24 protein-coding genes and 1 tRNA gene are annotated in these 23,729 nt (G+C 63.9%); 10 read left to right on the forward strand and 15 right to left on the reverse strand.

The features are described from left to right. Nucleotides 1-29 precede the first annotated feature (29 nt). From P3C39_RS24910 to P3C39_RS24930, 5 genes are read right to left on the reverse strand one after another with little or no spacing between them, the layout of a single operon-like run. Nucleotides 30-614 (reverse strand): sarcosine oxidase subunit gamma, encoded by a 585-nt coding sequence (locus tag P3C39_RS24910; protein ID WP_275954491.1) that lies wholly within the window; start codon nucleotides 612-614, stop codon nucleotides 30-32. Further along, nucleotides 607-3,603: a sarcosine oxidase subunit alpha gene (locus P3C39_RS24915; protein WP_275954492.1), complete on the reverse strand. Its 2,997-nt coding sequence runs from the start codon at nucleotides 3,601-3,603 to the stop codon at nucleotides 607-609. The genes P3C39_RS24910 and P3C39_RS24915 overlap by 8 nt, the downstream gene beginning before the upstream one ends. Beyond that, nucleotides 3,600-3,896: a sarcosine oxidase subunit delta gene (locus tag P3C39_RS24920; RefSeq protein ID WP_013529658.1), complete on the reverse strand. Its 297-nt coding sequence runs from the start codon at nucleotides 3,894-3,896 to the stop codon at nucleotides 3,600-3,602. The genes P3C39_RS24915 and P3C39_RS24920 overlap by 4 nt, the downstream gene beginning before the upstream one ends. 10 nt (nucleotides 3,897-3,906) lie before the next feature. Next, nucleotides 3,907-4,347 (reverse strand): hypothetical protein, encoded by a 441-nt coding sequence (locus P3C39_RS24925; protein ID WP_224675281.1) that lies wholly within the window; start codon nucleotides 4,345-4,347, stop codon nucleotides 3,907-3,909. Next, nucleotides 4,347-5,600, reverse strand: coding sequence for a sarcosine oxidase subunit beta (locus P3C39_RS24930; RefSeq protein WP_127259922.1), 1,254 nt, complete (start codon nucleotides 5,598-5,600; stop codon nucleotides 4,347-4,349). Before P3C39_RS24930 ends, P3C39_RS24925 begins: the two co-directional genes overlap by 1 nt. A gap of 269 nt (nucleotides 5,601-5,869) precedes the next feature. On the opposite strand from P3C39_RS24930, the gene P3C39_RS24935 reads away from it, so the two are divergent. The 7 genes from P3C39_RS24935 (at nucleotide 5,870) to P3C39_RS24965 (ending at nucleotide 11,481) form a co-directional block, all read left to right on the forward strand. Next, nucleotides 5,870-6,628 (forward strand): SDR family oxidoreductase, encoded by a 759-nt coding sequence (locus P3C39_RS24935; RefSeq protein ID WP_224675280.1) that lies wholly within the window; start codon nucleotides 5,870-5,872, stop codon nucleotides 6,626-6,628. 111 nt (nucleotides 6,629-6,739) lie between these two features. Next, nucleotides 6,740-7,126: an SET domain-containing protein-lysine N-methyltransferase gene (locus tag P3C39_RS24940; protein ID WP_063168976.1), complete on the forward strand. Its 387-nt coding sequence runs from the start codon at nucleotides 6,740-6,742 to the stop codon at nucleotides 7,124-7,126. A 177-nt stretch (nucleotides 7,127-7,303) separates the two neighbouring features. Further along, nucleotides 7,304-7,582 carry a 30S ribosomal protein S21 gene (rpsU, locus tag P3C39_RS24945; protein ID WP_013529653.1) on the forward strand — a complete coding sequence of 93 codons (279 nt, stop codon included), beginning with the start codon at nucleotides 7,304-7,306 and terminating at the stop codon, nucleotides 7,580-7,582. 138 nt (nucleotides 7,583-7,720) lie between these two features. Continuing rightward, complete coding sequence (locus tag P3C39_RS24950) at nucleotides 7,721-8,563, forward strand: tetratricopeptide repeat protein (RefSeq protein ID WP_013529652.1); 843 nt, start codon at nucleotides 7,721-7,723, stop codon at nucleotides 8,561-8,563. Nucleotides 8,564-8,772: 209 nt separating this feature from the next. Then, on the forward strand, nucleotides 8,773-9,249 hold the full coding sequence (locus tag P3C39_RS24955) for a DUF992 domain-containing protein (RefSeq protein WP_275954493.1): 477 nt from the start codon (nucleotides 8,773-8,775) through the stop codon (nucleotides 9,247-9,249). Nucleotides 9,250-9,339: 90 nt separating this feature from the next. Next, the gene (locus tag P3C39_RS24960) at nucleotides 9,340-9,822 is read left to right on the forward strand and encodes a DUF992 domain-containing protein (RefSeq protein ID WP_024502782.1); all 483 of its coding nucleotides are present in this window, start codon (nucleotides 9,340-9,342) and stop codon (nucleotides 9,820-9,822) included. 222 nt (nucleotides 9,823-10,044) lie between these two features. Continuing rightward, the gene (locus P3C39_RS24965; RefSeq protein WP_275954494.1) at nucleotides 10,045-11,481 is read left to right on the forward strand and encodes an MFS transporter; all 1,437 of its coding nucleotides are present in this window, start codon (nucleotides 10,045-10,047) and stop codon (nucleotides 11,479-11,481) included. A gap of 15 nt (nucleotides 11,482-11,496) precedes the next feature. Here the strand turns inward: P3C39_RS24965 and P3C39_RS24970 are convergent, their stop codons facing one another. The 10 genes from P3C39_RS24970 to P3C39_RS25015 form a co-directional block, all read right to left on the reverse strand. Continuing rightward, nucleotides 11,497-12,189 (reverse strand): response regulator transcription factor, encoded by a 693-nt coding sequence (locus P3C39_RS24970; protein ID WP_013529648.1) that lies wholly within the window; start codon nucleotides 12,187-12,189, stop codon nucleotides 11,497-11,499. After that, nucleotides 12,186-14,915 (reverse strand): sensor histidine kinase KdpD, encoded by a 2,730-nt coding sequence (locus P3C39_RS24975; protein ID WP_275954495.1) that lies wholly within the window; start codon nucleotides 14,913-14,915, stop codon nucleotides 12,186-12,188. The genes P3C39_RS24970 and P3C39_RS24975 overlap by 4 nt, the downstream gene beginning before the upstream one ends. Before the next feature lie 54 nt (nucleotides 14,916-14,969). Then, nucleotides 14,970-15,536: a potassium-transporting ATPase subunit KdpC gene (gene kdpC / locus P3C39_RS24980; protein ID WP_275954496.1), complete on the reverse strand. Its 567-nt coding sequence runs from the start codon at nucleotides 15,534-15,536 to the stop codon at nucleotides 14,970-14,972. Between the two features lie 74 nt (nucleotides 15,537-15,610). Continuing rightward, nucleotides 15,611-17,704, reverse strand: coding sequence for a potassium-transporting ATPase subunit KdpB (gene kdpB / locus P3C39_RS24985; protein WP_024502785.1), 2,094 nt, complete (start codon nucleotides 17,702-17,704; stop codon nucleotides 15,611-15,613). After that, nucleotides 17,701-17,898, reverse strand: coding sequence for a hypothetical protein (locus tag P3C39_RS24990; protein ID WP_224621338.1), 198 nt, complete (start codon nucleotides 17,896-17,898; stop codon nucleotides 17,701-17,703). The genes kdpB and P3C39_RS24990 overlap by 4 nt, the downstream gene beginning before the upstream one ends. A 25-nt stretch (nucleotides 17,899-17,923) precedes the next feature. Next, a complete protein-coding gene (gene kdpA / locus P3C39_RS24995; RefSeq protein ID WP_064995589.1) occupies nucleotides 17,924-19,627 on the reverse strand; it encodes a potassium-transporting ATPase subunit KdpA in 1,704 nt (567 codons plus the stop codon). A gap of 20 nt (nucleotides 19,628-19,647) precedes the next feature. Then, complete coding sequence (locus tag P3C39_RS25000; RefSeq protein ID WP_032808122.1) at nucleotides 19,648-19,737, reverse strand: K(+)-transporting ATPase subunit F; 90 nt, start codon at nucleotides 19,735-19,737, stop codon at nucleotides 19,648-19,650. Nucleotides 19,738-20,181: 444 nt separating this feature from the next. After that, entirely contained in the window at nucleotides 20,182-20,484 is a 303-nt protein-coding gene (locus P3C39_RS25005; protein WP_013529642.1) for a DUF982 domain-containing protein, read from the reverse strand. A 258-nt stretch (nucleotides 20,485-20,742) separates the two neighbouring features. Then, nucleotides 20,743-20,967, reverse strand: coding sequence for an alkylphosphonate utilization protein (locus P3C39_RS25010; RefSeq protein ID WP_013529641.1), 225 nt, complete (start codon nucleotides 20,965-20,967; stop codon nucleotides 20,743-20,745). Nucleotides 20,968-21,079: 112 nt separating this feature from the next. Next, a tRNA-Ser gene (locus P3C39_RS25015) sits at nucleotides 21,080-21,169 on the reverse strand. Nucleotides 21,170-21,530: 361 nt separating this feature from the next. Here P3C39_RS25015 and P3C39_RS25020 point away from each other — a divergent pair. The 3 genes from P3C39_RS25020 to msrA all read left to right on the forward strand — a co-directional run bounded on the left by P3C39_RS25020 (nucleotide 21,531) and on the right by msrA (nucleotide 23,563). After that, nucleotides 21,531-22,235 (forward strand): hypothetical protein, encoded by a 705-nt coding sequence (locus P3C39_RS25020; RefSeq protein WP_245459032.1) that lies wholly within the window; start codon nucleotides 21,531-21,533, stop codon nucleotides 22,233-22,235. Between the two features lie 306 nt (nucleotides 22,236-22,541). After that, nucleotides 22,542-22,865, forward strand: coding sequence for a hypothetical protein (locus P3C39_RS25025; RefSeq protein WP_024502789.1), 324 nt, complete (start codon nucleotides 22,542-22,544; stop codon nucleotides 22,863-22,865). Between the two features lie 32 nt (nucleotides 22,866-22,897). After that, on the forward strand, nucleotides 22,898-23,563 hold the full coding sequence (gene msrA, locus P3C39_RS25030) for a peptide-methionine (S)-S-oxide reductase MsrA (protein WP_275954497.1): 666 nt from the start codon (nucleotides 22,898-22,900) through the stop codon (nucleotides 23,561-23,563). Nucleotides 23,564-23,729 lie beyond the last annotated feature (166 nt).

Below are 23,729 nucleotides of genomic sequence, written 5' to 3' on the forward strand. Positions count from 1 at the left end.
ACGAGCGTGCCCTGCAAAACGTTCCGAGTTCAGACCGCCGCGTCGCGCGATCCCTCGGACAGGAAAGTAAAGACATAGTCCGAGAAGGAACGCCAGCATTCGACCCGGAAGGCATCGGCGGCTGTGCGCAACAGCACGATCTCGGTCTTGCCCAGGATGGTGCGCGACGCCGCTCCAACCGGGAACGCGTCGAGCGACAGGTCTTGCGGGCAGCCCGCATTGATCGTCGCCGCTGCCCCAGTGCCCGTCACTGATATCGCGATGTTGCGATGCGAGACGCCAACCGCCGAATGCGGCGCGGATATTTTGGCGCAATCGGCGAGCGGATCGTTGCCGGCCTCATCGATGACAAGCCATTCGTCGGGGCCGAGCCACAGAGCGATGCGCCCACCCTTCGAGGCGGATGTCTTCGGCTTTTTCGGCAAGGTCACGCCGAGCGCCTTCGAAAGCGCTGCGGCCGAAGCCTCCGGCGCACGCAGCGAAATGCGCTCGGCCGGCGGCAGCACCTCGACCTTGACGGCGGCGGCAGTGGTGCTGCGACCGGCCAGCGCCGGACGGCGTTCTACCGAAGACGATGCAGCTGGCGTCGTCTTCCTTGAAGCGGCCTTAGCCATTGAGGCGCCCTCCCGTCTCGTCGAAGAACACCATGCCGGTAACCTCCACTTCGATCACCCCGTTCGGCATCGGCACGTAGAGCGTGTCGCCCATCCGGTCGCGGCCGCCGGCGACCAGCGCCAGCGCGATCGAGCGGCCGCAATTTTCCGACCAGTAGCTCGAAGTGACATGGCCGATCATCTTCATCGGGATCGCCTGCTTCGGATCCTCGACGATCTGCGCGCCTTCTTCGAGCACCACCTTGGGATCTTTGGTCTTGAGGCCCACCAGCTGCTTGCGGCCCTTGGCGACAAGGTCCGGCCGAGTCAGGCCGCGGATGCCGACGAAATCGGTCTTCTTCTTGCCGACCGCCCAGTCGAGGCCGGCGTCGTTCGGCGTTACCGTGCCATCGGTGTCCTGGCCGACGATGATGTAGCCCTTTTCGGCGCGCAGCACGTGCATCGCCTCGGTGCCATAAGCAGCCGCACCGTGCTTCTGGCCTTCGGCCCACAGCGCTTCCCAGACCGCCTGGCCATAGTCGGCCGGCACATTGACCTCGAAGCCGCGCTCGCCGGTGAACGACATGCGGAACAGCCGCGTCGGCACGCCGCAGATCTTGCCTTCGCGCACCGACATGTGCGGCAGCGCCTCGTCCGACATGTCGATGCCTTCGACCAGCGGCGCGATGATGTCGCGCGACTTGGGTCCCTGCACGGCGATGACCGCCCACTGCTCGGTGATCGAGGTCAGCCAGACATTGAGATGCGGGAACTCGGTCTGGAGATAGTCCTCCATATGGTTCATGACGCGCGGCGCACCGCCGGTCGTCGTCGTCACATGGAAGCGGTCGGGCGCCAGCCTGCCGACGACGCCGTCATCATAGATGAAGCCATCCTCGCGCAGCATGATGCCGTAGCGGCAGCGGCCGGGTTCCAGCTTCTCCCATGGGTTGGTGTAGAGCAGTTCCATGAACTTGGCCGCATCCGGCCCGACCACTTCGATCTTGCCGAGCGTCGAGGCATCGAACAGGCCGGCCGTCTTGCGCACGGCGACGCATTCGCGGTCGACCGCGGCGTGCATGTCCTCGCCCGCCTTGGGGAAATACCAGGCGCGCTTCCACTGGCCGACGTCCTCGAACACCGCGCCTTGCGCCTCGGCCCAGGGATGGATCGCCGTTTTACGCGTCGGATCGAACAGCGGCCCGCGCGCATGGCTGACGATCGTGCCGAAGGTCACCGGCGTATAGGGCGCCCGGAACGTGGTCAGGCCGACCTCCGGGATCGGCTTTCCCAGCATCTCGGCGGCAATCGCCAGGCCGTGCATGTTGGAGGTCTTGCCCTGATCGGTGGCCATGCCGTTGGTGGTGAAGCGCTTGACGTGCTCGATCGAGCGCATGCCTTCGTGCACCGCCTGGCGGATATCCTTGGCGGTGACGTCGTTCTGGAAGTCGACAAACGCCTTCACCGTGGTGTCCGGCCCGGCGCCAGGAGCCGCACCCAGCATGCCGCGCGACCAGCTCTCGGAGGTGTCGACCTTCGGCTTCGTACCCTTGGCGGTTTTCGCGCCCGCATCCCTGGCCGCTTTGGCGCCCGCGGCATAGGCCTCGTCGACCGTCGCCGATAGGCCGTCGGTACCATTGCAGGCGCCGACAGAGACACAATCCTGCGCATAGGTGCCCGGCACGAAGCGCTTGGTCTCGTCGTTGAAGGCGACCTTGCCGCGCGACTGCGAGAACAGATGCACCGACGGCGTCCAGCCGGCCGACATCAGGATCGCGTCGACTGGAATGGTGCGTTCGCCGCCGCCATTCTTCGGCTGCACCGTCATCGAGGAAACGCGCAGCTTGCCGCCGGCGCGGATCACCGCGCGGCCGAAATTGACCTCGATGCCGAGCGCCCTCGCCTCGTCGATCACCGGTCCGGTCGGATTGTCGCGCAAATCGACGATCGCCGCCACGTTGACGCCGGCCTTCTTCAGGTCGATCGCCGCTGCATAGGCGGAATCATTGGCGGTGTAGACGCCGACATTCCTGCCGACCGCGACGCCATAGTGGTTGAGATAGGTGCGCGCGGCACCCGCCAGCATGATGCCCGGGCGGTCGTTGTCGGCAAACACCATATGGCGCTCGATGGCGCCCGAGGCCAGCACCACGCGCTTGGCCCTGACCTGCCACAGCCGCTCGCGCGCCAGATCGTGGCCAGGAGCCTTCAGATGATCGCTAACACGCTCGACCAGGCCGACGAAATTCTGCGCGTAATAACCGAACGCCGTCGTGCGCGGGAGCACGCGGACATTGTCCATCGCGGCGAGCTTCGCCACCGCAGCTTGCGCCCAGGCGAAACCGTCCTGGCCGTCGATTTTCGCGCCGCTCTCGAAACGCAGGCTGCCGCCGAACTCGGCCTGCTCGTCGGCGAGGATGACGCGCACGCCGGTCTCCGCCGCTGCCAATGCCGCAGCGATGCCCGCCGCACCGCCGCCCAGCACCAGCACGTCGCAATGCGCATAGCGTGACGAATAATGGTCGGGATCGGGCTGGTCCGGGGAAACGCCAAGACCGGCCGCGGCGCGGATCTTTGGCTCGTACAGGCTCTTCCATGCCGCCTTCGGCCACATGAAGGTCTTGTAGTAGAAGCCGGCCGAAAACATCGGCGACGCGATGTCGTTGACCGCACCGACGTCGAAGGACAGCGACGGCCAGCGGTTCTGCGACTGCGCGTCGAGCCCGTCATAAAGTTCCTGCACGGTCGCGCGCACGTTCGGCGTCTTGCGTGCCGCGTCGCGCCTGATTTCGACCAGCGCGTTCGGCTCCTCGGCGCCCGCCGACAGGATGCCGCGCGGACGGTGGTACTTGAACGAACGGCCGACCAGATGGACGCCATTGGCGAGCAGCGCCGAGGCCAGCGTGTCGCCCTCGATGCCGGCATAGGACTGGCCATCGAAGCTGAAACGCGCGGTCTTGGCTTGGCTGAAGCGGCCGGCGCCGGAAATGCGGTACGACGCGCCGCTCATTTGCCAACTCCCGGCAGCTTGGAGGGTTTGGGTTCGCCGGCCTTGTAGGTCATGACGAACCTGTCGGTGACGGTGTCGCGCACGGCATTGAAGAAACGCGCGCAGCCATGCATGTGCCGCCACCGCTCATAGATGATGCCCTTGGGGTTGGAGCGGATGAAAAAGAACTTTTCGAAATCGTCGTCGCTCTCGCCGGCCATATTGGCCGAGCGCGCGATATGCGCCTCGCCGGCGTTGCGGAACTCGAGTTCCGGACGCTCTTCCTCGCAATAGGGGCAGCGGATGAGAAGCATTTGTTCGTTCCTACAATTCGCCGTGGCCGACGCGGGCGCCCGCCGGTTGATCGCAAAGCTTCTGTCCCAGGGTCGCGAACGGCGCGACGAGCCGGATGCGTTCCTCCACGCTTGCAGCGGGACGAAACAGATCGCGCGACGCCATGTTGCCGAGAGTGAGTTGCATCGGATCGGTGGTGACGATGACTTGACGCGGCTGGAATGTCTCGTCTTCGTCAAGCCCTTCGGGACGTCTCTCGAAGAACATCACCACCCGCTGGCCGCCGCTCCAGACGCAGGCCAGCGTGCCGTCGTCGACCGAAAACGGCCAGACGGTCTCGTTGCCGGTGCGGCTGATCGGTTGCGTGCGCACTTCGTCAGCCGACGGAAAATGGAACATGCCCCGTTCCCCCGCCAGCACGTGTTCCCCCGCCAGAATCAGCGGCATCGCGACAGCCATCCCAGCCATCATCAGTGCGCCACCGCCGCCGCCGCCGCCTCGTCGATGAGCCGGCCGGTGCGGAAGCGCTCGATGGTGAAGGGCGCATTGATCGGATGCGGATCGTCTTTGGCGATGGTGTGGGCAAAGACATGGCCCGAGCCCGGCGTCGCCTTGAAGCCGCCGGTGCCCCAGCCGCAATTGACATAGAGGCCGGGCACCGGCGTCTTGGCCAGGATCGGCGAGCGGTCGGGCGTGACGTCGACGATGCCGCCCCACGAGCGCAGCATCTTCATGCGCGTGAAGATCGGGAACATCTCGCAGATGGCGTCCAGCGTGTGCTGCAATATGTGCAGGCCGCCGGTCTGCGAATAGGAGACATACTGGTCGGTGCCGGCGCCGATCACCAGCTCGCCCTTGTCGGACTGCGAGATATAGGCGTGCACCGTGTTCGACATGACCACGCAGGGCACCACCGGCTTGACCGGTTCCGACACCAGCGCCTGCAGCGGATAGCTTTCCAGCGGCATGCGCACGCCGGCCATATTCATGATGACGGAGGAATGGCCGGCGGCAACGACGCCGACCTTCTTGGCGCCAATGAAGCCGCGTGTCGTGTCGACGCCCATGACCGCGCCATTGGGCGCCCGCTTGACCCCGGTGACCTCGCAATTCTGGATGATGTGCACGCCGCGCGCCGAGGCGCCGCGCGCATAGCCCCAGGCAACCGCATCGTGGCGCGCCGTGCCGCCGCGCCGCTGCAGCGCCGCACCGACCACCGGATAGCGCGCGTCTTTGGAGGTGTTGAGCGGCGGGCAGAATTCCTTCGCCTGCTCCGGCGTCAGCCACTCATTGTCGATACCGTTCAGCCGGTTGGCGTGCACGTGGCGCTTCAGCACCTGCACGTCGTGCACATTGTGCGCGAGCATCATGACGCCGCGCGCCGAATACATGACGTTATAGTTGAGCTCCTGGCTCAGCCCATCCCACAGCTTCAGCGCATGATCGTAAATGCCGGCGCTCTCGTCATAGAGATAGTTGGAGCGGATGATGGTGGTGTTGCGGCCTGTGTTGCCGCCGCCGAGCCAGCCCTTTTCCAGCACCGCGACATTGGTGATGCCGTGAACCGTGGCGAGGTAATAGGCGGTGGCCAGGCCATGGCCGCCGGCGCCGACGATGATGACGTCGTATTCTTTCCTGGGCTCAGGCGAGGACCACTGTTCTTCCCAGCCCTTGTGGCCGCGCATGGCTTCACGGGCGATGGCGAATACCGAATATTTCTTCAACGTCCCAACCTCGCCCCAAAAAGGCTTCGCGAATGGCGGCCGGCGTTCATTCGGTCCCGGCGCGCGAGGTGTATCACTAGCGAAACAGCGCTTCCACCCTTGCGCTGTTTGCGACGGCGCTTGCCGTTTTGCGCCGTGGTGAAAAAGACGCATCCGGCGCGTCGGCGCTTTCCAGCATCTTGGCGAGTATCGGGTGGCTCGCTTTGCCTCGATCTGCGACCAAGCATCCCAACTGCCGGTCAAGCCGGCGCGAAGAAAAGGATGCAAAAATGTTCGCACTCGCCAACAAGGTCGCCATCGTCACCGGCGCCAGTTCCGGCATCGGCCGCGCCACGGCAAAACTCTTTGCCGAGGAAGGCGCCAAGGTCATCGTCGCCGCTCGCCGCCAGGCCGAGCTCGACGCGCTTGTCGCCGAAATCGCGGATGCCGATGGCATCGCCATCGCGCTTGCCGGCGATGTCCGCGACGAAGCCTACGCAAAGGCCCTTGTCGATCTGGCGGTCGAAAAATTCGGCGGGCTCGACATCGCCTTCAACAATGCCGGCGCTGTCGGCCTGATGAGACCGATAGCCGAATTGCCGCTGGAAGGCTGGCGCGAGACGCTCGACACCAATCTCACCAGCGCGTTTCTCGGCGCCAAATACCAGGTGCCGGCAATGGTCGAGCGTGGCGGTGGTTCGCTGATCTTCACCTCCACCTTCGTCGGCCACACAGTCGGCATGCCAGGCATGACCAGTTATGCCGCAAGCAAGGCCGGCCTGATCGGACTGACACAGGTGCTGGCCGCCGAATACGGCCCGAAAGGCGTGCGGGTCAACGCGCTGCTGCCCGGCGGCACAGACACGCCGGCGGCAACCTTCAAGACCCCGGAATCACGGGCCTTCGTCGAAGGCCTGCATGCTTTGAAGCGTGTCGCTATGCCGGAGGAGATCGCTCGCTCGGCGCTCTATCTCGCCTCCGATGCCTCGAGCTTTACCACCGGAGCCGCTCTGTTTGCCGATGGCGGCGTGTCGATCAACCGGACGTGAAGACTTTTCGCGTCCGGAATGCATGTTCATAGCCGCCAGGCAGACGGCCGGTCTTGATTTTTCGCCGCGATTTGGCGATGCCGTTTCTGTCCAAAAGCGGGGTCTGGAACCATGTTGCTGATCAGAACCTATGTGACTGCGAGTGCGATCGAAGGCGTCGGCGTGTTCGCTGCGGAGCCGATCAGGAAAGGGGCTTCGATCTGGCGGCTCGATCCGGATTTCGACCGACTGGTCCCCATGGACAAATACGAAGCGGCCCCCCCGCATCTCAGGGAACTGCTCGACCGCTATGCCTATCCCAGCCCCGACCGGCCAGGTTTCATGGTCTATGAAGTCGACAATGGCCGCTTCATGAACCATTCCAGCAATCCGAATACGGATTTTTCGCAATATGGCGGGGCCACCGCGACCCGCGACATCGCCGTGGGCGAGGAGATCACCTGCGACTACGGCGAGTTCTTCGAGGATTTCGAGCGGCTGCACCTCGCGACGGCCTAGTCGGCTCCTTATCTCAAGGCAAACAGACTGCGGCTGGCACCGCAAATTCATTTCCGCTGTGGACAGCGCGGCATGATTCTGCTATCAGCCGCCACAATTCGTGGTGTAAACCGCCGCGGAGGCTAGCGGCTATGATCGCTTGCCTGTTGATATCAAACCCGAAAGACAGGATTGCCCGTGCAGGTACTCGTCCGCGACAATAACGTTGATCAGGCGCTTCGCGCTCTCAAGAAGAAGATGCAGCGCGAGGGCATTTTCCGCGAAATGAAGATGCGCGGTCACTACGAGAAGCCGTCCGAGAAGCGCGCCCGCGAAAAGGCTGAAGCCGTTCGCCGCGCCCGCAAGCTGGCCCGCAAGCGCGCCCAGCGCGAAGGCCTGCTGCCGATGACGCCGCGCCCTGTTGCTGCCGGCGCCGCTGGTGGTGCAGCTGGCGCTCCGCGTCCGCCGCGGTTCTAACGCCAATTTTTCGTCCTTTTCGAAGGATATCAGAGGTGGCGCGATGTGGAATCGCCGCCACCTTTTTGTTTTGATGTGACCGGTCCGGAGGGGGAGCCGGATCTGAACGACGCGGCTTGAAGTGAGGACAGGGCAGACATGAACGCAACGAGCGTGGAGCGCGGGACCGCATTGCGTGGTTTCGCCCTGACAGCGGCCCTGCTCTCCGGACTGGCGCTTGCCGGCTGCCAAACGGCGGGCCCGACCGGTGAATTCAACAACATCGACAAGGCGCAAGGCTCGAGCGAGAACATTTCCTCGCTGTCGGCGGTCATCCAGCGCAATCCCCAGGATCCCGAAGGCTACAATGTGCGCGGCTCGGCCTATGGCCGTGGCGGTCAGTACCAGGCGGCGCTCAAGGATTTCAATCAAGCCATCCAGCTCAATCCGAATTTCTTCCAGGCCTATTCGAATCGTGCGCTCATCCAGCGCTTCCTCGGCAACCAGGAAGCCGCGCTCGCGGACTACAACCGTTCGATCCAGATCAACTCGAACTATGACGCCGCCTATATCGGCCGCGGCAATCTCTACCGCAAGGCGGGTCGCACCCAGGACGCCTTCAACGACTTTCAGAAGGCGATCCAGCTCGATACGACCGACGCGCGCGCCTACCACAATCGAGGCCTGATCTATCAGAGCCAGGGCCAGCACAAATTCGCCATCGAGGATTTCTCGACCGCCATCTCGCTGGCGCCGGACGCCGCCGAGCCCTACAACGGCCGCGGCCTCTCCTATCTGGCGACCAATGACGAGGACAACGCCTTCTCCGATTTCAACATGGCGATCAAGCTCGACGGCAAGAACGCCGAGGCCTGGGCCAACCAGGCGCTGATCTACGAGCGGCGCGGTGACAAGGCGAAAGCCGCGAAATCCTATAAGGAAGCCGTTCGCCTCGACCCGACCTACCAGCCGGCCAAGGATGGCCTCGCCCGCGTCAGCTGATCTCGGTTTCGGCAAACGCTTCCCATACAAATCCGCGTGACATCCAAATGCCGCGGGATCCTTGGCGTGTCCGAAAAGACGCACTTCGCAACCGCGCATTAACCCCGGCAGGAGGCTTTCGGCCCCTGCCTTGATCGCGCCAAGTTTTCAGCGGAACGGTCTGGCCTCCCAAGCCGTTATCGAAAAGCAATTTGCGAAAGGACCCTCCCATGATCAAGAAACTCGCCTGCGCCGCTGCCCTCGCCACGACGATGTTCGCGGTGACTCCAGCCAGCGCCGGCAAGCTGCAACTCGGCACGCTCGATTGCACCATCGACGGCGGCACCGCTTATATCGTCGCTTCCAACAAGGGCGTCTCCTGTGTCTTCCGGCCTCATCATCACGGGCCGTCCGAGGTTTACACAGGCGTCATCTCCAAGATCGGCCTCGATGTCGGCCAGACGCATCAGGGCCAGCTCGTTTGGGCCGTGCTGGCTGCGACCCGGGACCGTGACGGAGGCGATCTCGCCGGCAGCTATTACGGCGTCAACGCCGAGGCGAGCGTGGTGACCGGCGGCGGCGCCAATCTGCTGGTTGGCGGCCTGGACAGCGCCTTCATGCTGGAGCCGCTCAGCGTCCAGGCGCAGACCGGCGTCAACCTTGCCGTGGCCGTGACCTCGCTCCAGCTGATCCATTCATTCAAGTGATCGCATGGAGCCGTGCGCTCCATGACCCCTCACCCCGCGGCGCGGAACCAGATAGGATGGTTCCGCGCCGTTGATTTTTGAGGGACCATCATGCTGAAGACAGCCATTGCTGCTGCCATATTCGCTACCGTGTTTGTCGGAGCAGCGCAGGCGCAGGACGGTGGCGTAGAACTCGGCACGCTTGACTGTGCCATTGGCGGCGGCACCGGCTTCATCTTCGGCTCGAGCAAGGATCTGAGCTGCACCTTCAACCCCGCCGACAAGAGCTTCGCGCCGGAAGCCTATTTCGGCGCCGTCAACAAATACGGCCTCGACATCGGCACGACGAAGCAGACGGTCATGCAGTGGATCGTGCTGACGCCGCTGAAGAACATCTACGCGCCGGGTGCGCTGGCCGGCGACTACATCGGCGCCAGCGCCGAGGTGACGGCCGCCGTCGGCGCCGGCGCCAATCTCCTGGTCGGCGGCTCCGCTCAGGCCTTCACCTTGCAGCCGCTCAGCTTGCAGACGCAGACCGGCATGAACCTCGCGATCGGCGTCAGCCAGTTCCAGCTGCGCAGCACCGAGAACTGATCGCGCAACGAACCCGCCAATCGGAAAGGCTGCCGCGCGAACGGTCCTCAAAAAACCGCTTGAGCTCAACCCCGGTTGAGGTTTTACAAGCCTGCCCCGAACGCAACAACGCCTCGATGCGGCGCCCGATCCGGCGCTGTCGAACCGCATGGTCCTGCCGGAAAGCCGTACTGGCTTCTGGCGTCCTGCGCTGGCGTCGAGATATGCAAGACAGGGGTGGAAATGACCGGGATCAGCACAAACAAGGTCGACTGGCGCGGATTATGGGCAAGCGGCGACCTGGCGCGCTTCTGCTTCATCAGCCTCGGCATCCTGTTGCACGCCACCAACGAGACGATGGTGGCAACGGTGATGCCGGCCATGGTCGGCGAACTGGCGGGCGTGCAGCTCGTCGGCTGGTCGCTGGCGATCTACGAACTCGGTGCCATCGTTGCCGGCGCGGCCGCCGGACGGCTGGTGAGTTATGTCCCCTTGCGCACCAACATGGTGGTCGCAGCCCTGCTCTACGCAGCAGGCGCCCTGATCTGCGCCACCTCGCCTTCCATGCAACTGTTCCTCGCCGGCCGCCTGATCGAAGGACTTGGCGGCGGTGCGCTGGTGTCGCTGGCCTTCGTCTCGGTCGAACGACTGTTCTCGCGCGCCATCTGGCCGCAGCTTTTCGGCATCATGTCGGCGATCTGGGGCGTCGCCGCCTTCAGCGGACCATTGCTCGGCGCGATCATGACCGAGCTTTTGTCATGGCGCTGGGCCTTCGGCATCTTCACCCTCGGCGGCGCAGCCATGGCGCTGGCAAGTTTCATCGTGCTCGACACGCCGGAGGCGACGAGGCCGAAGGCGAGCGCAGGCGGGGCGCCGCCCTTCCCGTTCGCGGCCCTTGCCTGCCTTACCGTTGCCGTGGTGCTGATCGCCTCGGCCGGCGTCGACATCGCCTTGCTGCGCTCTTCGCTGCTGATGGCCTTCGGCCTCATCGGCCTGCTGCTGTTCTTCACCATCGACGCGCTGAAGCCGCTTTCGCGGCTGTTCCCGGCGCGGCTGTTCTCATGGCACACGCCGGTCGGCGCCGGCATGACCATGGTTGCCGCCTTTTCGGTGGCCACCTGTTCCTTCGGCGTCTACGGGCCGCTGCTGCTGACCAGCCTTCACGACATTCCGCTGCTGACCACCGGCTACATCATCGCCGCCGAATCGATCGCCTGGTCGATCCTGTCGATCCTGGTCGCCAACGCGCCGCCGCGGCGCGAGCGGCTGATCATCATTGGCGGCGCGGTGATGATCGCGGCCGGCATCGCCGGCTTTGCCTACACGATACCCCTGGGCTCCATCCCGCTCATCCTGATCTGCGCCCTGTTGCAAGGCGGCGGCTACGGCATCGCCTGGCCGTTCCTGACACGCGTCATCGTCGCCTCCGCCCCGGAGGGCGAGCAGACCATCGCCTCGGCGGCGGTGCCGACCATGCAGCGCATCGGCTACGCCGTGGGTGCAGCCCTTGCCGGCATCATCGCCAATGCCAGCGGCTTTTCGCAAGGTTTGAACCACGACGCGGCGGCGAATGTCGCGTCCTGGCTGTTTCTTGCCTTCGTCCCGCTCGGCATTGTCGGCTGCCTGGCGGCCTTGCGGGTTTCCAGGCCGCTTGGCCAGCAGCTGGAAGCTACTGGCTAGAAGCGCCCAACCCGCTCATTCGACCTCGCGCAGGCGGTAGCCGACGCCGGTCTCGGTGGTGATGTAGCGCGGCTGGTCGGGGCTCTTCTCGATCTTCTGCCTGAGCTGCCGCACATAGACCCTGAGATACTGCACGTCGGTCGAGTCGCCCCAGACCTGCTTCAACAGGAAATGGTGGGTCAGCACCTTGCCGGCGTGCTGCACCAGCATGCGCAGGATGTCGTATTCCTTCGGCGACAGCTTTACCTCCTTGCCCTCGACCTTGACGATGCGCTTGACCAGATCGACGCTGAGATCGCCGGTCTGGAAAATCGGCTTCTCTCCCTGTTGCTGGAACTTGTGGCGGAGCGCCACGCGGATGCGTGCGACCAGTTCGTTCATGCCGAAGGGTTTGGTGACATAGTCGTCCGCGCCGAGCTCCAGGGCCTGGACGATACCGGCCTCGTCGGTCCGGCTGGACAGGATGACCACCGGAATGTCGAGGCCGTCGTCGCGCCATTTGCGCAGCAACTCATGGCCGCTCATGCCGGGCAGGCCAAGGTCGAGCAAGACGAGGTCCGGCTTCTCCGCCTCCATCAGCTCGATGGCCGCCCTGGCATTCGGCGCCTCGCTGATCGCGTAGCCCTGGCTGCCGAGGCCGACGCGCAGCAGCTTGCGGATCGGCGGCTCGTCATCGACGACCAGTATCCTGACGTTCGAGTTTGTCATGCCAGGTCACCCACATCGTCGGTATTCGAAGCGTCGAAGTTGGGCGGATTTGCCGGCTTGGGCATTTTGATGGTGAAGACCGCGCCCGAACCGTCGGTGCGGTTTGCCGCCGTGATCGTGCCACCCATCGCCTCGATGAAGCCGCGGCAGATCGACAGGCCGAGCCCGGTGCCGGCGCGGATCTGGTCGCGCTTGCGCACCCGGTAGAAGGTGTCGAAAATCCGTTCCAGATCGCCGGGAGGAATGCCCGGCCCTTCATCCATGATCTGCAGCAGGACGGAGCCATTGTCGGTCCAGCCCTGGACGCGGATCGTCGAGCCGGCCGGGGCATATTTCGCCGCATTGTCGAGAAGATTGAACAACGCTTGCTCGAACAGCACCGGGTCGACCTTCAACATCGGCAAATCCCTGGGGATGTCCGTCTCGATCTTGTGCTCGCCGATGATTTTCCTGGCCCTTTGCAGGGCAGAGCCGACGATGTCGCCGACATAGTGAAAGGCGTAGTTCGGCTCCATCGCGCCGGACTCGATCTTGGTCATGTCGAGCAGATTGGCGATGAAGCGGTTCAACCGCTCGGATTCGTCGAGCACCGTCGACAGCAGTTCGGCCCGATCCGGTTCGGGAAGTGCTGCTGAAAAATCCCGCAGCGTGCCGGCGGCGCCCATGATGGCGGCGAGCGGCGTCTTCAGATCATGGGAAATGGAGGTGAGCAGCGCCGAGCGCAGCCTGTCCGCCTCGGCGGCGAGCTTGGCCCGGTCGACGTCGGCGACCAGTTGGATACGCTCGATGGCGACTGCCGCCTGGTCGGCCAGTGCGTCGAGAAGCCGCTGCTGCTCGGGCGTCAGCAACGGTCCCTGCTTGTCGTTGTCGAGGCCGACGACGCCGATGGGCGTGCGTCCTGTCCGCAAGGGCAGATAGAGGCGCTTGGCGCCCGGAAGCGTGTCGGCGCCGCGACCCGCGGCACGATTGTGCTCCCAGGCCCAGCGGGCGGCGGCGATGTCGGCTTCGGCCAGCGTGTCATCAGGCGGATAGCCGGCCTTGACGGTGATCGTCCCGTCTTCCGGCAAAAGCAGCACCACGCGCAGCTTCAGCATCGAGGCGATCTGGAAGGCGGTGGCCCAGAGGACGTCGTCCAGCGTCCCGGCGCCGGCGAGCTTCTTCGAAAAGAGGTAGATGTCCTCGGTCGCCCGCGCCCGCGAGCGGGCGGCGACCGCCTGGCGCTGCACGCGCGCCGTCAGATTGCTGGCAATGACCGCAACGACGAGAAAGACGCCAAGCGCGACGATGCTCTCCGGATCCCTGATCGTCAGCGTATAGCGCGGCTCCAGGAAGAAATAATTGAAAGCAAGGGCGCTGACGAAACAAGCATACAGAGCCGGCCACAGGCCGCCGGTCACCGCCGATGCCAGCACCCCGATGAGCAGAATGATCGCCAGATTGCGAACGTCGAGAAACTGATCGAGAAGGACGGCGAAGGCGAGCGAGCCGATGACAAAGGCCGTCGCCTTGAGATAGGGCCAGATTTCGAACTGCCACTGCTCGTCGGCCGCCTTGACGCTCCGCGACGCCGCCTCGGTGCCGCGTTCGCTTCCCGAAATGACATGGACGCTGATATCGCCGGCATTGCGGATGAGATCGTAGGTGAGCGAGCCTTCGATCAATTCGCGCCAGCGCGACCGGGTCGGCCTGCCGACGACGATATGGGTAAAATTGTTCGCCGTCGCATAACGCACGATGTCCTGCGCCACATTCTGACCCGGAATGGTCGTCACCTCGGCGCCAAGCTGCTGGGCAAGGCGCAGGTTCGTCGCCAGCCGGTCCTTGTCATCCTCGGGCATGCTGGCCGAGCGCGTGCTGTCGACGTGCAGCGCCGTCCACGGCGCACGCAGCCGGTCGGCCAGCCTGCGTGCATAGCGCACGCGGGCCGCTCCTCCAGGTTGCGCGTCGAGGCAGACGAGGACCCTTTCGCCTGCCGCCCACGGTCCGGGAATGGCGTGCGCCTGCATATGGATGAGCAACTGGTCGTCGACACGCTGCGCGGTGCGGCGCAGCGCCAGTTCCCTGAGCGCCGTCAGGTTGCCCGGCGAGAAATAGTTCTCGATTGCGCGCTGCGCGGTGTTGGGGAAATAGACCTTGCCTTCCTCGAGCCGCTTGATCAGGTCGTCGGGGGTGAGATCGATGATCTCGACATCGTCGGCCTGGTCGATGATGGAATCGGGAACCGTCTCGCGAACCCTGACCTTGGTGATCTGGGCGACGACGTCGTTCAGGCTTTCGACATGCTGGATGTTGAGCGTCGTATAGACGTCGATGCCGTGCGTCAGGATCTCCTGGACGTCGAGATAGCGCTTGGGATGGCGGCTGCCGGGCGCATTGGTGTGGGCGAGTTCGTCGACAAGAACCAGCGCCGGGCGCCGGGCGAGGATGGCATCGATATCCATCTCGTCGAGGATGCGCCCTTTGTAGTCGACCTTGCGGCGGGGAATGACCTCATAGCCCTCGACCAGGGCCAGCGTCTCCTTGCGGCCATGCGTCTCGACGACGCCGATCACCACATCGACGCCGTCGGCCAGCCTGGCGCGGCCCGACATCAGCATCTCATAGGTTTTGCCGACGCCGGGTGCCGCGCCGAGGAAAATTCTTAGGCGGCCGCGACCCTCCCGCTCGGCATGGTCAAGCAGTGCGTCGGGCGAGGGTCTGGTGTCGCTGCTTCTGTCGTCAGGCATCGGGATCGATCATGGATGGCGCCGGGGGTACTGTCGATCCCCGGCCGCCGCCATTCACTCTTTCGCTACGTCCAGCGCAAGGTTGAGGCCAAGCACATTGACCACAGGCTCGCCCATGAAGCCGAGTTCCCTGCCCTCGACTTGGGCATCGACAAGCGCCTTGACCCTGGCTTCCTCGATGCCCCTGGCCTTGGCCACCCGGGCGACCTGGAAGTAGGCGGCTTCCGGGCTGATGTCGGGATCGAGGCCACTGCCGGACGTCGTCACCAGGTCCATCGGCACAGGCTGGTTCGGCTTTTCCGCTTTCAACTTCTCGGCGTCGCCCTTGATACGATCGATCAGCTTGGGATTGGTCGGACCGAGATTGCTGCCGCTCGAGGCGGCTGCATTGTAGCCGTCGCCGGCAGCCGAGGGGCGGCCGTGGAAATACTTGTCGCTGGCAAACCCCTGGCCGATCAATTCGGAGCCGATGATCTTGCCGTTCCTCTCGACCAGGCTGCCATTGGCCTGCCGCGGAAACAGCGCCTGGGCGATGCCGGTCATGCCCAGGGGATAGATCAGGCCGGTCAGGACCGTGAAGAAGACGATCATGATGATCGCGGGTCTTATCTGGGTGAGCATGGAGATGTTCCTCAAAGCAATTCCAGGAAAAGTGTGAAGCGGTTTTCCCTAGGGAATTGCGTTAAAACAAAGAGTTAAGCGAGGCCAAGCGCGGTGACGATCATGTCGATCGCCTTGATGCCGACGAAAGGCACGATGAGGCCGCCGAGGCCGTAGACGAGAAGATTGCGGCTGAGCAGCGCGCCGGCGCCGATGGCCCGATATTTGACGCCCTTCAGCGACAGCGGGATCAGCGCGATGATGATCAGCGCGTTGAAGATGATGGCCGACAGGATGGCACTCTGTGGCGTCGCCAGATGCATGACGTTGAGTGCCTGCAGCGGACCGGTCGTCTGTCCCGGTGCGACGTAGAAGACGGCGAACATCGCCGGGATGATGGCGAAATACTTGGCGACGTCGTTGGCGATCGAGAAGGTCGTCAGCGAGCCCCGCGTCATCAAGAGCGCCTTGCCGATCTCGACGATCTCGATGAGCTTGGTCGGATCGCTGTCGAGATCGATCATGTTGCCGGCCTCGCGGGCGGCGACCGTGCCGGTGTTCATGGCGACACCGACATCGGCTTGCGCGAGGGCCGGCGCATCGTTGGTGCCGTCGCCGCACATGGCAACCAGCTTGCCCTTGGCCTGTTCGTCGCGGATCAGCTTCAGCTTGTCCTCCGGTGTGGCCTGGGCGAGGAAGTCGTCGACGCCGGCTTCCGCAGCGATGGCCGCCGCCGTCATCGGGTTGTCGCCGGTGATCATCACCGTGCGGATTCCCATGCGGCGCAGTTCGGTGAAGCGCTCCCTGATACCGCCCTTGACGATGTCCTTGAGGTGGATGACGCCGAGCAGGCGGCCGTCGCGTTCGACCGCCAGCGGCGTGCCGCCGGACTTGGCGATCTCGTCCGCGATGGCCTGGAGATCCCTGACGGTATCGCTGCCGGGCCGCGTGGCATGGGCTGCGACCGTCGATTGGTTGACATGGGCAAGCACGGAATCCACGGCGCCCTTGCGCACCGACGAACCATCGATGTCGACGCCGCTCATACGGGTCTGTGCTGTGAAGGGCACGAAGGTGGCGTGCAGCGTTGCCATGTCGCGGGCGCGGATGGCGTATTTCTCCTTGGCCAGCACGACGATGGAGCGGCCTTCCGGCGTTTCGTCGGCGAGCGAGGCAAGCTGGGCCGCGTCGGCCAGTTCCTGTTCGGTGACGCCCTTGACCGGGCGGAACTGCGTCGCCTGGCGGTTGCCGAGCGTGATCGTGCCGGTCTTGTCGAGCAGCAGCGTGTCGACGTCGCCTGCGGCTTCCACGGCGCGACCCGACATGGCCAGCACGTTGAATCGCACCAGACGGTCCATGCCGGCGATGCCGATGGCCGAAAGCAGCGCCCCGATCGTGGTCGGGATCAAGGTGACGAACAGCGCCACCAGAACGGTCACCGAAATGTAGCCGCCCGAATAGGAAGCAAAACTCGGGATCGTCGCGGTGGCCAGCACGAAGATCAGCGTCATGCCGACGAGCAGGATGTTGAGGGCGATCTCGTTCGGCGTCTTCTGGCGCTCCGCACCTTCGACCAGCGAGATCATGCGGTCGAGGAAGGTGTGGCCGGAAGCCGCCGTGATGCGCACGCGAACCCAGTCGGACAGCACCTGCGTGCCGCCGGTGACCGCCGAACGATCGCCGCCGGATTCGCGGATCACCGGCGCGGATTCGCCCGTGATCGCGGCCTCGTTGACCGAAGCGACGCCTTCGATCACTTCGCCGTCGGACGGGATGATGTCGCCGGCCTCGACCAGCACGGCATCGCCGACCTTGAGGCTGGTGCCGGGCACAAGTTTGTATTTGGTGCGGTCTTCACCGGTCAAAAGCTTGGCCTTGGTCTCGGTGCGTGCCTTGCGCAGCGAATCCGCCTGCGCCTTGCCGCGGCCTTCTGCGACCGCTTCGGCGAAGTTGGCGAACAGCACGGTGAACCAAAGCCAGATGATGATCTGCAGCGTGAAGCCGAGATTGCCGCCGCCGGAGACCAGGTCCTTGACGAACAGCACCGTGGTGAGCGCCGAGACGACGGCAACGACGAACATCACCGGGTTCCTGGCCAGCGTGCGCGGGTCGAGCTTGCGGAAGGCGCCGCCGATGGCGGGAAGCAGGATGCCGGCATCCATGATGCTGGCTGATTTCGAGTTGCTCATTTTGAAGCTCCGGCTTCGGTGTTGTTGGACGGCACCGGATGATCGGATGCCGAAAAGAGATGGGGCGGCCCGTAGGCCAGCAGCCAGAGGACGAGCATGACTGCCGCAAGGCCGAGAAACGTCGACAGGGTCGGGAAAGGAGGAGGTCCCTCCTCCTTTCCGTGATCGTCCCTGTGGGCGACCTTGCGGCGCATGGCATTGAACCACGACATGGCGGCCTCAGAAGGTCTGCCCGTGAGCCATCGCCAGGTGCTCGATGATCGGCCCGACGGCGAGCGCGGGGAAGAAGGTGAGGCCACCGACGATCAGGATGACGCCGATCAGCAGCCCGACGAACAGCGGGCCGTCGGTCGGGAAGGTGCCGGCGGAGGCCGGAACCGTTTTCTTCGCCACCAGCGAGCCGGCAATGGCCAGCGCCGGGATGATGACCAGGAAGCGGCCCATCAGCATGCCGATGCCGATGGTGATGTTGTACCAGGGCGTGTTGCCGCTGAGGCCGCCAAAGGCCGAACCGTTGTTGGCCGCCGCCGACGTGTAGGCATAGAGGACCTCGGAGAAGCCATGCGGGCCGGCATTGCCCATCGACGCCACGCCGGTCGGCAGCACGACGGCGATGGCCGTGAAGATCAGCATCGCCAGCGGCAGGCACAGTATGGCCAGCATCGCCATCTTGACCTCCTTGGCCTCGATCTTCTTGCCGAGATATTCGGGCGTGCGACCGACCATCAGGCCGGCGACGAAGACGGCGACGACGATGTACATCAGGATGCCGTAGAGGCCCGCGCCGACACCGCCGACGATGACTTCGCCAAGCTGCATGTTGATGATCGGGATCATGCCGCCGAGCGCCGTGAACGAGCCGTGCATGGCGTTGACGGCGCCGCAGGAAGCGGCCGTGGTGATGACGGCAAACAGCGCCGACAAGGCGATGCCGAAACGTGTCTCCTTGCCCTCCATGTTGCCGCCGTCGATGCCCAGCGCATGCACCAGCGGGTTGCCGGCGGCTTCCGCCCAGTAGCAGATGGCGACACCGGCGATGAACATGACGCCCATGGCCGAGAGGATCGCCCAGCCCTGGCGCTGGTTGCCGATCATGCGGCCGAAGACATTGGTCAAGGCGGCGCCGATGGCGAAGATCGACACCATCTGGATCAGGTTGGAGATCGCGTCGGGGTTCTCGAACGGGTGCGCGGCATTGGCGTTGAAGAAGCCGCCGCCATTGGTGCCGAGCATCTTGATGGCCACCTGCGAAGCGACCGGGCCGACGGCGATGGTCTGCTGCGCGCCTTCGAGCGTCGTGGCGTTGACATAGGCGCCGAGCGTCTGCGGCATGCCGAGCCAGACATAGGCCAGCGTCAGGACGACGCAGAACGGCAGCAGCAAATAGAGTGTGGAGCGGGTCATATCGACCCAGAAATTGCCGATCGACTTGCCCGAAGCCCGGGCAAAGCCGCGGATCAGCGCGATGGCGATGGCAATGCCCGTGGCCGCCGAAACGAAGTTCTGCACCGTCAGCCCGGCCATCTGCACGAGATAGGACATCGTGCTCTCGCCACCATAGTTCTGCCAGTTGGTGTTGGTCATGAAGCTGGCGGCGGTGTTGAAGGCGAGCCCAGGCTCGACCGCTGTCATGCCGGCCGGGTTATAGGGCAGGCTGCCCTGCAGGCGCTGCAGGGCGTAGAGCACCAAGAAGCCGGCAAGGTTGAAGAGCAGCAGGGCGACCGCATAGGTGGTCCAGTGCTGTTCCTCGCGTTCGCTGGTTCCGCAAACACGGTACAGCCCGCGCTCGAGCGGGCCAAAGACGGGCGAGAGCAGCGTCCGGTCGCCGTTGAAGACGCGGTGCATGTAGCCGCCGAGCGGCTTCACCAGCAATATCACGATCCCGCAATAGACCAGGATCTGTATCCAACCGTTCAGTGTCATGGCTGTGGCTTTCCGTGCCTTCAGAAGCGTTCTGGACGAACGAGCGCGTAGGTCAGATAGGCGAGCAGGAACAGCGTAACGCCGCCACCGAGAATATAGTCGACGATCATTTTCTCAGCCTCGCTCTAGAGCGCGTCGCAAACTTTGATGTAGGCGAAACAAAGGGTGAAGAACAAAATTCCGATCCCGATAACGGCCATATCCATTGTTTTTATTCCTTTTGTTCTTTTGTACTTTGCGAACTTGACAGGAGAGTTCGCAATATCGAAAGTGTCCCGTCGCATCTTTGGCGACGAAACCGGTTGTGTTTTCTGAAGGGAATATGGACCCGATCGCCATAAAGGTTCGAGACGGGGCGCAGTGGAAAGAAATAGGAATTTCATAAAGATTTTAGCGCGGGCTCTTCCCGACACGCAGGGATTGTCGCGCAAGACACGCGGCCAGCCACAGGATTGCGATTTCCTTGCGAACTGCCGGAAACGGGAAAGCCCGGCTGGGGCCAGCCGGGCCTTCTATGGTGGTGTGGCTTTAGCCGCCACGGAGGGTATCGATCTTCAGGCGGCGTAGCCGCCATAGCCACGCGCAACGGCGTGCACGCCCGCCACCGGCTCGAGGTCCGGCCACAGGATACAAGAAGCTTGCGCAAACTGGACGAGCGCGTGGCGGGCCTGCTCGATGGTCACATAGCCTGGGATGGCGAGTTCACATGCTTCCACCGCGTTGCGGTAGAGCGGGCCGCGGCGGGAGGTCGTCCAATTGGTGAGGAAGTCGTGCATTTCGGCCAGCGACGCAATCTCGCGTTTGAAGCCAAGGCCGACCGAGAGTGCGACCGGGGAATGAAACAGCTTGTCGTGCATGAAGCGGGCTCCTGGTTTTTTTGCGCGCTTGGAGAGATATCCGGCGGGTCCGCGAACGGGACGCCCTGAAACGCGCAATGAGGCCGGAGGTTCCAGACTTGGGTCTTGGCGGTTTTTGATTGTGCCTGGTCGGCGAAATTATCAATTTCGCAGCGCAACGATCGTGTGCCGGACGCTCAACGGCTCCGCTTCCACTTGGCGACGGCAGGCTCTCCAAAATCCCGAAGGAGCCATCGAGATCGCTTGCCGCCCTGAGGCTCACGCCTTCTTCACGAACTCGGTCTTGAGCACCAGGCCTTTCACTTGCTTGGTGTTGCATTCGATCTCGCCGGGATTGCCGTTCAGGCGGATAGCCTTCACCAACGTGCCGCGCTTGATCGTTTCCGAAGTGCCTTTGACTTTGAGGTCCTTGATCAGCGTGACGGAATCGCCGTCATTCAATTGAGCGCCATTGCTGTCGCGCACGATTACATCGTTCGGCATGCCATCTCCTGTGATTGACAGGTTTCAAGGGCAGAGCGCGGCGGGATGTTTACCGCCCTGCTTCGCGCAAAGGCTCGGGCTTGTCCTGCGAAGCTCGTAGAGCGAAGCAGGATGGCGGAGAGAGCGGGATTCGAACCCGCGTTACGGTCTCCCGTAAACACACTTTCCAGGCGTGCGCCTTCAACCACTCGGCCACCTCTCCGTCCATGCATGTCGCGTCGGCCGGTTTTGCCGCGCGGGTTGGGGAGATGCACCTCCCTTGGGGCAAGACGGAACTTCCGCCATCGGCGTCGCCAACCAGCAAACGCCTTCCCCTGCACCTGAGCCGTCGAAGCAACAGGCGCGGGGCTCATCTAGTCGATCCGACGGCGAATGCCAAGCCATAACGGCAGTCTATTCGCTTTGCCGGCCACACAGTCTTTCACGAGGCCGCCGGCATGCCCGTTTTTGCGGGCGCCGCCGCTGCAATGGTGTGCACAGGCAGGACCGCAGGGACGGCCGCCCTTGACTTCCCCCGGAGTTGCCTGTCGGGTGCCGAGGCTTTGCGGGGGCATTGTGCGGACATGACATCGAGCAATGGACAGACGCCAGTCAGGCGGCCGGACAGCGGGCTGTCCTTCGTGCCGGTGGGCTGGCTTGTCTTCGTCATGGCGTGGTCAGTCTACGGCCTGATCTCCGTCTGGCCCGCGGTCGGCGCCACCGGCCTGCCAGACAGCGTGCTTTACCTTATCTATGGCGGGCTCGTCGTCGACATCGTCACCATCCTATGGGGGCTTTACCTGCTCGGCCTCGCCTTCGGCCGCTCGGCCCGCTTCCCGCGCCAGTTCACGATCTGGCAGATTGCCATAATCGTCGGGCTGCTGGTCATCCATGCCTATGCCCCTACGGTGCCGGGATTCGTCTTCTCGGGCCAGGCGCTTGTCATCACCGGCGCCGAAATCGCCATCGGCGCGCTCTGCATCTATCTGCTGCGCCATGGATCCGAAGCCGATGCCGTTTATGTCAATCCGAAAACCGCGAGCCCATCGGCCTTCGTCTCGGTCATCACCGCGCTGCTCGGCATCGTCCTGGGCGCGGTCATCGGCGCCGTGGGCGGATTCGCCATCGGCTCGCTGATCGCCGATGCCACCGAGATGAGCTGTTTCGAGGGCGCCTGCGGCTATTTCGCCGTGTTCACCGGCCTGGCCGGTCTGGTGATCGGCGCCATCGGCGGCGGCGTTTTTGCTGTCTGGCGTATCCACCGGCACAAAAGGAAGCCGGCCGCATAATTCGCGCGGGCAACAAATCCGGGTTCACACGGTCTTTGGAGACTTCGCCGGCAAGTCGGCTTGCGACCACCAAACGCAAAAACCCGCCTGTGCGGCGGGTCATCGGCGCAAGTCAACGCCATACCGAAACTATCAGCATAGCTGCCCTCACATGTCAATGAAAAGCGACCCGACCGACTGTCGTCCGGCCCTCCGTTGACCTGAGTTTGGAGTCTGCAAATTCGCGTATGGCGATTGCGATCCAGCCATGCGCATTCTATCTCTGAAAAGCCCCTCGGGAGAGGACCAGCCCGGAGGAGGGTTCTGATGTTTCGCTTCGTCTTTCGTCTTGCCGCAATGATCGCGCTGTCGATTTCCGTCATCATGGCGGTGCTCGACGCGACACGCACAGTGGCGGCCTCCGTGCTGGTGCTGACCCCGCTCAACAGCAGTTGGCTGGCGGTCTCGCCCGACACGCGGGCCGCCTTCGAGACCTTCATCCGAACCAAGACCAGCCCGCTGCTGTGGGATGGCGCCATCGCCTGGGTGCTGAACCAGCCGGGCTTCGCCGTGTTCGCGGTGCTGGCTTTCCTGCTCTATGCGATAGGCTACAGGCGGCAACGTCGCGCCGGACAGTTCGTCGCAAACTGATCCGCTTTCCGCGAAGAGAGGGAAACCCGCGCATGTTCTTTCTCAGCGACATGCTGAACAAGAAGCTCAATCTGCCGAAGCCCTCCGAGGCCCTGCCGGGCCGCGCCAGGGCGATCCCGACCGCATCCAGGCACAAGGTCTTGAAAAGACCGCTCAAGGGTCCTTATCCCGAGGGGCTGGAGACGGCCATGTTCGGGCTCGGCTGCTTCTGGGCTGCGGAGCGGCTGTTCTGGCAGATCGAAGGCGTCTGGGTCACCGCGGCCGGCTATGCCGGCGGCTTCACGCCCAATCCGACCTATCAGGAGACCTGCACCGGGCTAACCGGTCATGCCGAAGCGGTGCTGGTGGTCCATGACCCCGGGATCGTCTCCTATGCTGGGCTTCTGAAGCTGTTCTGGGAAAGCCACGATCCCACGCAGGGCATGCGCCAGGGCAATGATGCCGGCACCGCCTATCGTTCAGCGATCTACACGAGCGACGAGGCGCAACTGTTGGCGGCGAGCGCCTCGCGCGATGCGTATGAGACCTCGCTGCGCGGTGCCGGCCACGGCAGGATCACCACCGAGATCGCCCCGGCGGCCGAATTCTACTTCGCCGAAGCCGATCACCAGCAATATCTGGCGAAGAACCCTTACGGCACATGCAACCTCAAAGGCACCGGTGTCGCTTGCGCCATCCCTGCCGCCGCCTCCGCCTGACACTTGGCGCAAGGACAAGCTGCGGTGCGGCTTGCCCGCACCAAGCTTTTCCAAAAGGTCAAAATTCCGCGTGAATTTTGTTTCGGGCCATGCCAGATTGCCGCCGAGCGGGAGGGAATACACTCCTGGCTGACGTCGCATGCCTGCCGGAGAACCGGGCCGGCAT

The sequence above is a fragment of the Mesorhizobium sp. XAP4 genome (genome assembly GCF_029269325.1).
GTDB lineage: Bacteria > Pseudomonadota > Alphaproteobacteria > Rhizobiales > Rhizobiaceae > Mesorhizobium > Mesorhizobium ciceri.

Coding starts and splice junctions, on each gene's coding strand:
- kdpB (WP_024502785.1), bottom strand. CDS start 17,704: ATGAGCAACTCGAAATCAGCCAGCATCATGGATGCCGGCATCCTGCTT.
- msrA (WP_275954497.1), top strand. CDS start 22,898: ATGTTCTTTCTCAGCGACATGCTGAACAAGAAGCTCAATCTGCCGAAG.
- P3C39_RS24955 (WP_275954493.1), top strand. CDS start 8,773: ATGATCAAGAAACTCGCCTGCGCCGCTGCCCTCGCCACGACGATGTTC.
- kdpC (WP_275954496.1), bottom strand. CDS start 15,536: ATGCTCACCCAGATAAGACCCGCGATCATCATGATCGTCTTCTTCACG.
- P3C39_RS24925 (WP_224675281.1), bottom strand. CDS start 4,347: ATGATGGCTGGGATGGCTGTCGCGATGCCGCTGATTCTGGCGGGGGAA.
- P3C39_RS25005 (WP_013529642.1), bottom strand. CDS start 20,484: ATGCACGACAAGCTGTTTCATTCCCCGGTCGCACTCTCGGTCGGCCTT.
- P3C39_RS24970 (WP_013529648.1), bottom strand. CDS start 12,189: ATGACAAACTCGAACGTCAGGATACTGGTCGTCGATGACGAGCCGCCG.
- P3C39_RS25000 (WP_032808122.1), bottom strand. CDS start 19,737: ATGATCGTCGACTATATTCTCGGTGGCGGCGTTACGCTGTTCCTGCTC.
- P3C39_RS24915 (WP_275954492.1), bottom strand. CDS start 3,603: ATGAGCGGCGCGTCGTACCGCATTTCCGGCGCCGGCCGCTTCAGCCAA.
- P3C39_RS24940 (WP_063168976.1), top strand. CDS start 6,740: ATGTTGCTGATCAGAACCTATGTGACTGCGAGTGCGATCGAAGGCGTC.
- P3C39_RS24920 (WP_013529658.1), bottom strand. CDS start 3,896: ATGCTTCTCATCCGCTGCCCCTATTGCGAGGAAGAGCGTCCGGAACTC.
- P3C39_RS24960 (WP_024502782.1), top strand. CDS start 9,340: ATGCTGAAGACAGCCATTGCTGCTGCCATATTCGCTACCGTGTTTGTC.
- P3C39_RS25010 (WP_013529641.1), bottom strand. CDS start 20,967: ATGCCGAACGATGTAATCGTGCGCGACAGCAATGGCGCTCAATTGAAT.
- kdpA (WP_064995589.1), bottom strand. CDS start 19,627: ATGACACTGAACGGTTGGATACAGATCCTGGTCTATTGCGGGATCGTG.
- P3C39_RS24910 (WP_275954491.1), bottom strand. CDS start 614: ATGGCTAAGGCCGCTTCAAGGAAGACGACGCCAGCTGCATCGTCTTCG.
- P3C39_RS24950 (WP_013529652.1), top strand. CDS start 7,721: ATGAACGCAACGAGCGTGGAGCGCGGGACCGCATTGCGTGGTTTCGCC.
- P3C39_RS24990 (WP_224621338.1), bottom strand. CDS start 17,898: ATGCGCCGCAAGGTCGCCCACAGGGACGATCACGGAAAGGAGGAGGGA.
- P3C39_RS25020 (WP_245459032.1), top strand. CDS start 21,531: ATGACATCGAGCAATGGACAGACGCCAGTCAGGCGGCCGGACAGCGGG.
- P3C39_RS24965 (WP_275954494.1), top strand. CDS start 10,045: ATGACCGGGATCAGCACAAACAAGGTCGACTGGCGCGGATTATGGGCA.
- P3C39_RS24935 (WP_224675280.1), top strand. CDS start 5,870: ATGTTCGCACTCGCCAACAAGGTCGCCATCGTCACCGGCGCCAGTTCC.
- P3C39_RS24975 (WP_275954495.1), bottom strand. CDS start 14,915: ATGCCTGACGACAGAAGCAGCGACACCAGACCCTCGCCCGACGCACTG.
- P3C39_RS25025 (WP_024502789.1), top strand. CDS start 22,542: ATGTTTCGCTTCGTCTTTCGTCTTGCCGCAATGATCGCGCTGTCGATT.